The following is a 12,143-nucleotide window of genomic DNA, read 5'->3' on the forward strand; positions in this document are numbered from 1 at the left end:
CAGAAATATGAAAGCTTCCCGATAGCATTAAAAATATTTTTGAATAAAGGGTTAAGGTGAGCAATTCTATACCCATTTTTCTCGCATTATATTCAAATATAATTTTGTCAAAAGCTATTTTTCATCAACGGAGAATAGCTTTTAATTTTGCACACCTCCTTTTTAAAGCCTAATTAATGTATAGCTACAGGGACTACTTAAACAATAGATAGTACAAATTGTTTCAATTACTTTGATTATAACGTATTGATTATTAGCGCTTAATGTCTGTTAATGGATAAAAACGTTTTTTTGGCATAATTATAGGTAACAAATCCTTGTTTAATTTGATATAGAAATGAACCAAATCTATATCATGTACTACCATCTATGAGCTATCAAGATTATACTTGCAGAAAATGTAAATCTGCGTTTCATTACCAAATTCCCCGGGGGTTTTTGCTTAAATCATTATTTGGCTTTTTACCCATACGCATTTATTGGTGCCCAAAATGTGTAACTAATCGTTATGTATGGGTTAAAAAAACAAAGAATAATTAATGTTTATTTTCAAAGACCATATTATAAGTGAACTGCATTTATTCTCTAAACAACTGCAAACAACTACCCAGGCACAATGGTTATAAAATATTTCCGTATGTTTGTATGAATAGATATTAAACTATTTTTTTAATATTTCAATTGAATTTTTTTTAAATACATCCAGTCTATATGAAGCTTAAAGGGGCCTTGACAGTAATCTTTTTTCTTGCATTATTTGTAACCAATGTTGCTGTTGCGCAGAACTATTCAAATGTTAAAGTTGACGAGTTATCTGATGCCACCATTGTGGAGATGATTAAAAAGGCAGAGTCAATTGGATATAATGATACGCAGTTAGAACAAATGGCAGCTGCTCAAGGCATGAAAGCCGAAGAAATCCAAAAACTACGTTTAAGGGTCGAGAAAATTCGTAAGCAGGGTGCAAGTGCTAATGTGGGTACGCAATCTACAGACAACCAAAGACAGCAAAGTGAAGCTGTTGATAACCCAGGAAGTCCTGATAAAGCCGTGAATATGGCAGAAGGCCCAAAAATATTTGGCGCTGATTTATTCCGAAATGGAAACATCACTTTTGAACCTAACTTACGTATTGCAACACCAAAGGGATATGTAATCGGTCCTGATGATAAACTGTTGATAGATTTAACGGGAGATAATGAGGTAAGTTACAATTTACAGGTGAGTGCCGAAGGTATCATTAACATTCAATATTTAGGAAGGGTTGCCGTTGGTGGTTTAACTATAGAACAGGCTACATCAAAAATAAGAGCTGGCCTTGCAAAAACCTATCCATCCATACCTAGTGGCAGAACAAGTGTGGCTGTCAATTTGGGGAATATCAAGAGCATCAAAGTTACATTAACAGGCTATTTGGTTAAGCCCGGCACCTATACGCTTTCTTCACTGTCAACTGTTTATAACGCTTTGTATGCTTCTGGTGGGCCTGCGGAAAATGGGTCTTTTAGGGCCATTCAAATCATTAGAAATAACAAGATCATTGCCACTGTTGATGTTTATGATTTTTTGTTAAGGGGTATTCAGCAAGCTAATGTTCGTCTACAAGATCAAGACATCATTAACGTACCGGTTTATAATAAACGAGTAGAAATTATAGGAGAGGTTAAGCGTTCGGCACTGTTTGAGGTGAAGGATAACGAAACCTTACAGGATGTGTTGGATTTTGCAGGTGGATTTAGCACACAGGCTTATACCGCAAGAATTAAAGCCTTCCAGAATACAGATAAAGATCGTAAGATTATAGATGTTGCAAAGGCAGAATGGGCTAATTATCGTCCACAGAATGGCGACAAATATATAGTAGAGCCTATATTGGACAGGGTTCAAAATAGGGTTGAAATTGTTGGAGCGGTATTTAGACCAGGTATTTATGAATTGGAAAAGGGCTTAACATTAAAAGCATTGATTGCTAAATCTGAAGGCTTAACGGAAGATGCATTTTTGAACCGAGGGTATATCAATAGATTAAACCCTGATAATACAAAATCTTTGATCCCATTTGACTTGCAAAAAATCATGGCAGGCACAGCCAGTGATATTCCCTTGCAACGTGAAGATAAAATTTCCATTAGTTCTTTATTTGACTTGAGGGATGAATATATTGTGAACATCCAGGGAGAAGTAAGATCTCCGGGAACCTTTGATTATGCGGATAACATGACCTTAGAATCTGTTATTCAAATGGCTGGTGGCTTTAAGGAAGGTGCTACTCCAAATCGCATAGAAATTTCAAGAAGAGTAAAAAATAGTGATGCCACTTCGTCCTCTGCTCGTAGTGCAGAAGTGTTTACCGTTAATGTAGATGGAGACTTGAAATTACAAGGCGAGCCATTTCTGTTAAAACCATTCGACATTATTTCCGTTAGAAATGCTGAAGGATATAGCGTACAAAAACAAGTTAAATTGGAAGGAGAAGTGATTTACCCTGGCATCTACACCATTATCCGTAAAGATGAGCGAATTTCGGATTTAATTAAACGAGCTGGTGGATTAACCTCTTCGGCCTATGCTGATGGTGCTTCACTAAAAAGACCTGGCGCAACTAAGGTTAATCCCAATGATAAAAATGCCATTAATGTAAAGGAAGAAGAAGATAAAAAATTGTTAAATTTAAAACGTTTGCAAGAAAGTGGGGTTAAAGATACCATAGCTGTCGAAGTAGAGCAACAATTGATTCAAAGTGACTTAGTAGGCATCAACTTAGTTAAAATCTTAAAAGCGCCTCTTTCTAAACAAGATTTGATTGTAGAAGACGGCGATATAATTCGTGTACCACGTACACTGCAAACCGTGAAGGTTACAGGAGAGGTATTGAATCCCAATAGTATTGTTTATTTGTCAGGAAAAAGTTTAAAACAATACATTAACGGGGCAGGAGGTTTTACTGCAAATGCCCGTAAGGGAGGCACATATATTAGATATGCAAATGGGTCTGCTGCTGCTGTTAGCAAGTTTTTATTCTTTAACAATTATCCTATGGTTAAACCTGGTGCTGAAATATTGGTCCCAAAAAAGGCAGAACGCGAGAAAATTAGTCCACAAGCATGGATCGGAATTGGAACGGGTCTTGCTTCTCTAGCGGCAATAGTTGTTAGTTTATTAAGATAAATATCTCCTTAGCATTCCTCAAAAAAGAAAACTACTAAATAATAAAATGACAGCAGAAGACCGGAAACAATATTTAAAAAGTGAAAATAAAGAAATGTCTCTTAAAGAGCTTATTCTTAAAATCCAGGATTGGTTAAAATATGTTATGTCCAAGTGGTTAGTTATCTTGTCTTTAAGCTTATTAGGCGGGGTATTGGGGGTTTTATATGCATATTTAAAAAAGCCTATTTATACAGCAACTACAACCTTTGTTTTAGAGGATGAAAAAGGAGGGGGCGGATTAAGTAACCTAGCTGGTTTAGCTTCTATGGCAGGAGTAGATATCGGGGGCTCGGGTGGGAGCATTTTTCAAGGTGATAATATTTTAGGGCTTTACAAATCGAGAACAATTCTGGTGCAAACCTTATTAACTCCCATTGTATCAAATGGTAAAAAACAATTGTTAGTAGAACGATATATCGATTTTAATGAATTACGTCAGAAATGGGCAAACAAACCAGCGCTTACTAATTTACAGTTTTCGGATTATAGCTTGCAATCAAAGCCAGATCGTTTGCGTGATAGTATCCTGAATGTTATTGTAATGAATCTCAATACAGAAAATTTGTCTGTTGCAAAACCTGATAAGAAATTAAGTTCAATTCAGGTTGACGTTAGTGCTAAAGATGAAATTTTTGCAAAGACTTTTAATGACGAGTTGGTTAAAAATGTAAATGAATTTTATATTGTTACTAAGACCAAAAAGAATTTACAGAATGTTAAAATACTACAACATAAAACAGATTCGGTTAGAGCAATTATGAATGGTGCGATCTATAAGGCTGCATCAGTATCTGATGCTACACCAAACTTAAATCCTACACGTCAAGTGCAGCGTGTAGCACCTATGCAAAAAATGCAGTTTTCAGCCGAAACAAATAAAGCGGTACTAGGAGAATTAGTAAAAAATCTAGAAATGTCTAAAATGGCCTTATTGAAAGAAACACCATTAATTCAATTGGTTGACGAACCGGTTTTTCCTCTAAAAATAAAAAAAGTTAGTAAAATCATTACTGGAATAATAGGGAGTTTTTGTTTTGGGTTTATAACAGCTCTTATTTTAATTTGCTCGCATTCTATAAAAATGATCCTTAGTAAATAATTATATGTATAAAGATAAAATATTGTTAATAACTGGAGGCACTGGTTCTTTTGGAAACGCGATGTTAAAGGGCTTTTTGAATTCTGATTTGAAAGAGATTCGAATTTTTTCTCGTGATGAGAAAAAACAAGAAGATATGCGAATTGAATATAAAAATGATAAATTAAATTTTGTCATTGGCGATGTACGCGATTTTAATAGCATAAATTCTGCGATGAATGGGGTTGATTTTGTATTTCATGCTGCGGCACTAAAACAAGTGCCATCTTGTGAATTTTACCCAATGCAGGCAGTACAAACCAATATTCTTGGTGCAGAAAATGTTTTAGAGGCTGCCGCAAGAAATGAAGTGCAAAGAGTAGTAGTGCTAAGTACAGATAAAGCTGTATACCCTATTAATGCCATGGGAATTTCTAAAGCAATGATGGAGAAAATTACAATTTCTAAAGCTAGAGATTTAAGGGTTAAAAATAACAACGCTATTTATACGGCTACAAGGTATGGCAATGTAATGTGTTCTCGTGGATCAATCATTCCCCTATTTATCAAACAAATAAAGGAAGGACAGCCCCTAACGGTTACAAATCCAAATATGACCAGGTTTATGATGTCTTTAGCAGATTCAGTGGAGCTGGTGATGTTTGCATTTACACATGGACAACCGGGTGATATTTTTGTACAAAAATCCCCTGGAGCCACAATTCAAACATTAGCACAAGCATTAATAGAATTGTTTCAAGCTGACAATAAAATCAATATCATTGGCGAGCGTCATGCGGAAAAAATGTATGAAACCCTATGTTCAAAGGAGGAAATGTCTAAAGCAGAAGATTTGGGTCGTTTCTACAGGGTACCAGCAGACTTTAGAGACCTTAATTATGCAAAGTATGTTCAAGAAGATGGGCCGAAATTAGTTAATGAGGAATATAATTCTGATAATACAGATAGATTAGAAGTAGAAGCATTAAAGGAGTTATTATTAACCTTGGATTATGTGAAACAGGAGTTATCCACTTATAATAAGTAAGCTATATGTTATCTCTAATAAAAACCAGCATTCCTCCAAAAGAGGTGCTTATGCCTAGGCTTGAACAAGTTTTGTATAGCGGCTATGTTGCTCAAGGTGAAGTTGTTGAGCAATTTGAAAGAAAATTCGAAGAATTTATAGGTGGTGGGCACACACTTTCCTTAAATTCGGGAACCGCTGCTTTGCATATTGCATTAATTTTGGCAGGTGTAAAAGAGGGAGATGAAGTTATAAGTACAGCATTAACTGCTGAACCAACAAATGTTGCAATTAAAATGGTTGGAGCAAAAGTTCGATGGGCTGATGTTGATATTAAGACAGGGAATATATCTGCTAAGGCTATAGAAAAGGTTATTAATTCTAAAACAAAAGCAATTATTGTTGTTGATTACGCAGGAATTCCGGTAGATGTTAAAGGAATTCAAGAGATTTCTGAAAAATACAATGTTCCTGTAATCGAAGATGCAGCACATGCTTTGGGAGCTAAATATAATGGAAGGAAAACTGGATGCCACTTTCCCTTTACCGTATATTCATTTCAAGCGATTAAACATTTAACTACGGTTGATGGGGGTGCATTACAAATATTAGATAGAGATTTATATGAAAAGGGTAAATTAATAAGGTGGTTTGGATTGGATAAAAAATTAACCAGAATGGAGAACAATATTTCCATACAAGGTTATAAGTATCACATGAATAATGTGAATGCCACAATTGGATTAATTCAACTTGAAGGCATTGATGAATTGATACAGAAATATATTGATAACGGAAAATACTTAGACGAACAATTAAAGGGAATACCAGGTGTAGAGCTTATTGAATATTATGAAAATACGGAGCCTTCATATTGGCTTTATACTTTAAAAGTTGATCATAGAGAAAAATTTATTGAGAAAATGGCCAATCATGGTATCATGGCCTCAGAACTTCATAAAAGAAATGATTTGCATACTTTTCTAAATGATTTTCCTGCACACTTACCAAATTTAGATTTATTCTATGACAGGATGGTTCATATCCCTTGTGGATGGTGGGTAACCAAGGAGGATTGCGATAAAATGATTACACTAATTAAGTCTGGCTGGTAATGATCCCCATCTTCAAACCCTATATGCCTCAGGAAATTATGCCGAAGATAGAGGAAATTCTATATTCTGGTAATTTGGCTTTTGGAAAATTTGGAAGACTATTTGAACAAGATCTTTCCACTTATATTGGAAATGAAAAAATAATTACGGTTAATTCCTATAACAGTGCCATGCTTGTCGTTTTGTCTGTTCTGGGATTAAAACCAGGGGATGAAATTATAGCTTCACCAGTGAGTTGCTTGGCATCCAACCAACCCTTTGCAGTTAAAAACTTAAAAATAGTTTGGGCAGATGTTAATCCATTAACAGGTAGTTTGTGTCCTGAGGATGTTAGAAAAAGAATTACACCTAAAACTAAAGCGATTTTTCATAATCATTTTTGTGGCTTCGTTGGAGAGATAGATGAAATCAATGCTATTGCAAAAGAATATGGTTTATTTGTAATTGATGACTGTATTGAAGCTTTTGGCTCTGAATATAAGAATTTACAAATGGGTAACCTTTCTTCAGATGTTTCAGTTTTTTCATTTCAAACGGTAAGACTTCCCAATACAATTGAAGGTGCCGCAATTTCTTTTAGAGATCAAGAAATGTTTGATAGGGCAAAAAAAATAAGAGATTATGGAATTGATAGAGCAAAATTCAGAGGGACTTTAGGTGAAATTAGTCCTGATTGTGACATAGAGGTTGAGGGATATGGAGCTTTAATGAGCGAAATCAATTCATATATTGGAACTGAGCAGATGAAACACCTGACATTTCTATTGGATAAACAGCGAGGAAATGCAAGGATTTGGGATGCAAAAATTAAAGAAATCGAAGATATTGTTCCCATTAATTTGAATCCAGAAACAATACCGAATTATTGGGTTTATGGGATCCTTTGTAAGGATAAAAATAAAACGCTAGAAAATTTCAGAAAAGAGGGATGGTATGCAACAGGAGTTCATATCAATAATAATATTTATTCTGTTTTTGAGAACAAAGAATCCCTTAAAGGTGTAGATCAGTTCATAAGTATGTACTTGGCCTTACCTTGCGGGTGGTGGGTTAATAATAAAAATTAATGAGATGGAAATTAATACAACTAATTCAATAGCAGAATCGACAATTATTCCTGAATTCGTTAAAATGGGTGATTTTAATAGGATAGGATCTAATGTTGTTATTCAAGCCGTTAAGGGTGCTAAAAACCCCAAGATGATTATTGGGGATTGTAATATCATTAATGACAATGTTAAAATATTAGTAGGCGATAATGGGGTTGTTATTGGCGATTGGAATGTATTGCATAACAATATGTTGTTGATTGGAGAGGATAGTTTGGAAATTGGGCATAATTGCTGGTTTGGCCAAAATACAATTTTAGATGGAAGCGGCAAATTGTTTATAGGTAATGGGGTTAGGGTAGGCATGTATTCTCAAATATGGACACATGTTGCTAGTGGAGAGCAAATTGAAGGATGTATTTTATATGCTAGAAGGCCAACTAAAATTGAAGAGGAAGTCTGGTTAGTTGGATCTTGCGTGGTGGGCTCAGGAATTACCTTAGCGAGAAGATCAACCTATTTAATTAACTCTGTAATCACCAAGGACAGTGAAGAGAGCAGGGTTTATTCAGGTTCACCAGCTAAGCTTATGGAAAAAGCCAACTTCTATAAAAAAATGTCTATCCGTGACAAATTTGAGATGTTAAAAAATTGGGCTGACGAATTTGCAAATGCTGAAAATGGAGTTAACGTTAAAAGTATTAATGATGAAGTTTTAGTTATCGAAACTGAGATAGATGTATTATTATTTGTTTCGCAGGAGCCTAGTGAGGGTCTGATTTATAAAAACAGCACTATATTTAATATGAAAAATAAAACTTTTAAAAAGATTAATTCCCACTTGGAAAGATCTTTTTATAGTTACTTATATAACAACAAAGCAAGATTTACTCCAATAAACAAAATACAATGGTAGATAAAGATTTATTTTTAGCAGGTTTTAGAGATTTGTTTGATGAAACAGATCCTCAAGAAATTCAGTTTGAAACACAGTATAAAGACCTAGAGGAGTGGAGCTCGCTTACAGTGCTATCCTTAATTGTTCATTTTGAAGATAATTACAAAGTCAAATTATCACCAGTTAACATACAAGAAAGTTCAACTGTTGACGACTTATATAAACTAATTGTTTAATGTACTTATCTGATCAGTTTACTAATAAGCATTTTTTAATTACGGGCGCTAGTTCAGGTATTGGACAGCAAACAGCTTGGGATTTAGGGAATACTGGCGCATGGCTAACTTTGTTAGGTCGAGACTTAGGGAAACTTGAAGAAACCAAAAAGCAGATTGGAACTACAAATCCGCTTCATGTAATTTCGGGCGAATTGCAAGACCCCAATTTTTTGGATGAATTAACTTCTAGTATTGAACCAATTGATGGACTAGTATTGTCGGCCGGAATTATAGATTACACTCCGGCTAAAATGATTAATAGCCAGAAAATAAGAAAAATATTTGAGATTAATTTTGATGCGAACGTATTGCTTATACAAGCTTTATTGAAGAAGAAAAAGATAAAAGATGGAGCTTCTATTGTTGTAATTTCTTCAATTTCTTCTAAACTAGGTGTTGCTGGCACAGGTCTTTACGCTGCTTCTAAAGCTGCCATTACAGCTTATGCTAAAGTATTGGCAACAGAGTTGTCTGGAAAGAAAATCCGAGTTAATATCATACACCCAGGAATTGTTAAAACGAACTTAATTGACGATCAGGGCATTGTTGACCAAGAAAACATGAAAAAAATTGAGCTTTCTTACCCTTTAGGGTTTGGGTCTACAGGGGATGTGTCAAATCAAATTTTGTATTTACTTTCTGATCTCTCCACGTGGGTAACGGGCTCTGAATTTATAATAGATGGAGGACACACAATAACAAGGTAATGATTAAAGCATATATAAAATGTATAGAATATTATTTACCCGCCGATGTTTTGGATAATACACAAATCAGTGTAGATTTTCCAGACTGGTCAGTAGATAAGATTTCCGCAAAAACAGGCATTTACGAAAGGCATATAGCTGATAAAGAAGAATTTACTTCAGATATGGCAGTTACTGTTTCAAAAAAGTTATTCGAAAACAATAATATCAATAGAGCTGACGTAGATTTTATTTTATTATGCACACAAAGTCCTGACTATATTTTACCTACTACCGCCTGTATTGTACAGGATCGCCTAGGAATGAATAAAACAGTAGGTGCACTTGATTTTAATCTTGGCTGTTCTGGATATGTTTATGGCCTAGCTCTAGCTAAAGGACTTATAGCAGCAAGGATAGCAAGAAATATTTTGTTGATTACCTCTGAGACTTATACAAAATTTATCCATAAAGGAGATAAATCTAACCGAACTATTTTTGGAGATGGAGCTAGTGCAACAATAATTAGCACCGATGGAATCTGTGAAATAGGGGATTTTGATTTAGGCACCGATGGCGCTGGGGCACAAAATCTGATCATTAAAAATGGAGGAGCTAGAAACCCTTTGAGGGAAGAGAAGGAAACTATTGATGAGTATGGTAATGTTCTAAACCCCTCATACTTATATATGAATGGGCCTGAAATTTTTTCATTTACATCTAGTGCTGTGCCTAGTTTAATTGATAACGTTTTGTTTAAAAATGTATTAAAACTTGAAACGATTGATTTGTATGTTTTTCATCAAGCCAATCAATTTATGCTCAACCATCTAAGGAAAAAAATAGGTATTGATGAATCTAAATTTTATTTATTCTTAAAAGAATGTGGTAATACGGTGTCTTCAACAATCCCTATTGCATTAAAAAATGCCATGATTGATAATAGGATAAATAAGGGAACCAATGTTCTCATTGCGGGTTTTGGAGTAGGGTATTCTTGGGGGGGTACTGTCTTAAGGTTTTAATTTTTTCTGTATGTTCAAAAATATTTTGGCTAATTATGTGGGGAAGGTATGGGGATTAGTTTCAGTATTTTATTTGTTCCTTTATATGCGAAATATGATTGGAAACTTGTATTAAAAGAACGGATAACTACACCAAGTCTAAAAGTTATTAATGTGATGTTATACAACTATAATAAGGCAATTGAATTACTCGAATATAATGGGCGTAATTTTTAATTAGAACATTTAATGATTTTCATTTTTCAAGAAATTTTAATCGTACAATGAGAAAAAATATAATAGCAAATTTGATTGGTAAATTTTTTGGAATTCTTTCTAATTTTTTGTTCATACCATTATATATACACTTTTTAGGATTTGAAAAATATTCGATCATTAGCTTTTCCTTAGTTATAGCAGGTATAATGGTAATTTTAGATGCAGGTTTAACAGCCACCTTATCTCGCGAGTTTGCAAGAACGGATATTCCTAGAGAAGAAAAACAACGAATCTTTAAAACATTAGAATCTGTTTATTTAATAGTTATTTTTATCTGTATCTCAACAGTTTTTTTTCTATCTAGTCTTATTGCCGAACAATGGTTAAACTTAAAAGAATATAATCTAGATCAAGCCTCATTTTTTTTTAAAATTATAAGTTTTGACATTGGCTTTCAGCTACTTTTTCGCTTTTATATGGGCGGATTGTTAGGGTTAGAAAATCAAGTTAAAGCTAATGTATATCAAGTTGGATGGGGGATGGTGCGAAATGGCTTTGTAGTCATTGCTATTATGTTTTCACCAACATTGGAAACGTTTTTTTTATGGCAAACCTTGTCAACAGTTATTTTTGCGATACTTATAAAACTCTCTCTTGAGAAAACACTAAAAGGCCGCTATTCTCTTGCTTTATCTATTAAAATTGAAAAAGTTGTTTTTAAACGTGTTTGGGGGTTTGCTGGAGGAATGCTGCTTATCGCTTTAGTTGCGGCCTTAAATACCCAAATGGATAAAATTGCTATTAGTAAATTACTTTCGTTGGAAAGCTTAGGGTATTATACTTTAGCAATTTCTTTATCACAAGGAATTTTGGTTTTAGTAAATCCAATTGCTACGGCTATTTTACCTCGTTTTACAGCTCAATATTCAGCAGACAAACAAAAAGAAGCTTCTAGTTTATTCAAGAAGGTTAGTGTTTATGTTGCCATATTAATTTTTTCAATTATGGCAAATTTGACCTTTTTTGGCGAAAAAATTGTTTGGATTTGGACAGGGGATATAAAATTAGCAGAACATATTTCTGAATTTATACCAATAGTTGCTATGGCGTATGCAATGTTGTCTTTACAAGTAATTCCTTATTACATTGCAATAGCTAATGGTTATACAAAATTAAATAACCTACTTGGAATTATTAGTTTAATAGTAACATTGCCAGGTTATTGGTTAGTGACAAAATATTATGGAGCAATAGGTGCGGCTGGTGTTTTTTGTGGTGTTCAGATATTTTCAACTATAGTTTATCTTTATTTTATTGATAAAAAATTCATCAAATCAAAAACAATCAGTAGGGTTTATATCAAACAAATTATTTTGCCTCTCGTAATTACGCTAAGTATTGCCTTTGTGTTTTCACTGGTTCATATTTTTGAGGAATACGGCCGCATAATTGTATTGGTTTGGATTGGAATTTCAACTTTATCCACTCTGATAGTTGGCACCTTGATTTTGGTCCCCATAAAGGAACTAAAAGGAGATTTAAACTTTAAGTCACATCATACCCTTGTTAATAATTAAAA

10 protein-coding genes are annotated in these 12,143 nt (G+C 34.0%); all 10 read left to right on the forward strand.

Going from position 1 to position 12,143, the window contains the following annotated elements:
- Positions 1 to 711: 711 nt before the first annotated feature.
- Entirely contained in the window at positions 712 to 3,168 is a 2,457-nt protein-coding gene (locus EZ428_RS05045) for an SLBB domain-containing protein (protein ID WP_131552010.1), read from the forward strand.
- A 46-nt stretch (positions 3,169 to 3,214) separates the two neighbouring features.
- On the forward strand, positions 3,215 to 4,309 hold the full coding sequence (locus EZ428_RS05050) for a Wzz/FepE/Etk N-terminal domain-containing protein (RefSeq protein ID WP_131552011.1): 1,095 nt from the start codon (positions 3,215 to 3,217) through the stop codon (positions 4,307 to 4,309).
- Positions 4,310 to 4,313: 4 nt separating this feature from the next.
- On the forward strand, positions 4,314 to 5,336 hold the full coding sequence (locus EZ428_RS05055) for a polysaccharide biosynthesis protein (RefSeq protein ID WP_131552012.1): 1,023 nt from the start codon (positions 4,314 to 4,316) through the stop codon (positions 5,334 to 5,336).
- Between the two features lie 5 nt (positions 5,337 to 5,341).
- Positions 5,342 to 6,430: a DegT/DnrJ/EryC1/StrS family aminotransferase gene (locus EZ428_RS05060; protein ID WP_131552013.1), complete on the forward strand. Its 1,089-nt coding sequence runs from the start codon at positions 5,342 to 5,344 to the stop codon at positions 6,428 to 6,430.
- 38 nt (positions 6,431 to 6,468) lie between these two features.
- Positions 6,469 to 7,497: an aminotransferase class V-fold PLP-dependent enzyme gene (locus EZ428_RS05065; protein ID WP_205945599.1), complete on the forward strand. Its 1,029-nt coding sequence runs from the start codon at positions 6,469 to 6,471 to the stop codon at positions 7,495 to 7,497.
- A gap of 4 nt (positions 7,498 to 7,501) precedes the next feature.
- Complete coding sequence (locus EZ428_RS05070) at positions 7,502 to 8,395, forward strand: hypothetical protein (RefSeq protein ID WP_131552015.1); 894 nt, start codon at positions 7,502 to 7,504, stop codon at positions 8,393 to 8,395.
- The gene (locus tag EZ428_RS05075) at positions 8,389 to 8,613 is read left to right on the forward strand and encodes a phosphopantetheine-binding protein (protein WP_131552016.1); all 225 of its coding nucleotides are present in this window, start codon (positions 8,389 to 8,391) and stop codon (positions 8,611 to 8,613) included. The genes EZ428_RS05070 and EZ428_RS05075 overlap by 7 nt, the downstream gene beginning before the upstream one ends.
- Positions 8,613 to 9,362: an SDR family NAD(P)-dependent oxidoreductase gene (locus EZ428_RS05080; RefSeq protein ID WP_131552017.1), complete on the forward strand. Its 750-nt coding sequence runs from the start codon at positions 8,613 to 8,615 to the stop codon at positions 9,360 to 9,362. Before EZ428_RS05075 ends, EZ428_RS05080 begins: the two co-directional genes overlap by 1 nt.
- Complete coding sequence (locus EZ428_RS05085) at positions 9,362 to 10,366, forward strand: 3-oxoacyl-ACP synthase III family protein (protein ID WP_225870997.1); 1,005 nt, start codon at positions 9,362 to 9,364, stop codon at positions 10,364 to 10,366. The genes EZ428_RS05080 and EZ428_RS05085 overlap by 1 nt, the downstream gene beginning before the upstream one ends.
- 263 nt (positions 10,367 to 10,629) lie before the next feature.
- Positions 10,630 to 12,141: a lipopolysaccharide biosynthesis protein gene (locus EZ428_RS05090; RefSeq protein ID WP_131552018.1), complete on the forward strand. Its 1,512-nt coding sequence runs from the start codon at positions 10,630 to 10,632 to the stop codon at positions 12,139 to 12,141.
- Positions 12,142 to 12,143 lie beyond the last annotated feature (2 nt).

This window comes from Pedobacter frigiditerrae, from assembly GCF_004331645.1.
GTDB lineage: Bacteria > Bacteroidota > Bacteroidia > Sphingobacteriales > Sphingobacteriaceae > Pedobacter > Pedobacter frigiditerrae.

Excerpts from the sequence above, each read along its gene's own strand:
- EZ428_RS05090 (WP_131552018.1), top strand. The coding sequence starts at position 10,630 with ATGAGAAAAAATATAATAGCAAATTTGATTGGTAAATTTTTTGGAATT.
- EZ428_RS05065 (WP_205945599.1), top strand. The coding sequence starts at position 6,469 with ATGCCGAAGATAGAGGAAATTCTATATTCTGGTAATTTGGCTTTTGGA.
- EZ428_RS05080 (WP_131552017.1), top strand. The coding sequence starts at position 8,613 with ATGTACTTATCTGATCAGTTTACTAATAAGCATTTTTTAATTACGGGC.
- EZ428_RS05085 (WP_225870997.1), top strand. The coding sequence starts at position 9,362 with ATGATTAAAGCATATATAAAATGTATAGAATATTATTTACCCGCCGAT.
- EZ428_RS05055 (WP_131552012.1), top strand. The coding sequence starts at position 4,314 with ATGTATAAAGATAAAATATTGTTAATAACTGGAGGCACTGGTTCTTTT.
- EZ428_RS05045 (WP_131552010.1), top strand. The coding sequence starts at position 712 with ATGAAGCTTAAAGGGGCCTTGACAGTAATCTTTTTTCTTGCATTATTT.
- EZ428_RS05060 (WP_131552013.1), top strand. The coding sequence starts at position 5,342 with ATGTTATCTCTAATAAAAACCAGCATTCCTCCAAAAGAGGTGCTTATG.
- EZ428_RS05070 (WP_131552015.1), top strand. The coding sequence starts at position 7,502 with ATGGAAATTAATACAACTAATTCAATAGCAGAATCGACAATTATTCCT.
- EZ428_RS05075 (WP_131552016.1), top strand. The coding sequence starts at position 8,389 with ATGGTAGATAAAGATTTATTTTTAGCAGGTTTTAGAGATTTGTTTGAT.
- EZ428_RS05050 (WP_131552011.1), top strand. The coding sequence starts at position 3,215 with ATGACAGCAGAAGACCGGAAACAATATTTAAAAAGTGAAAATAAAGAA.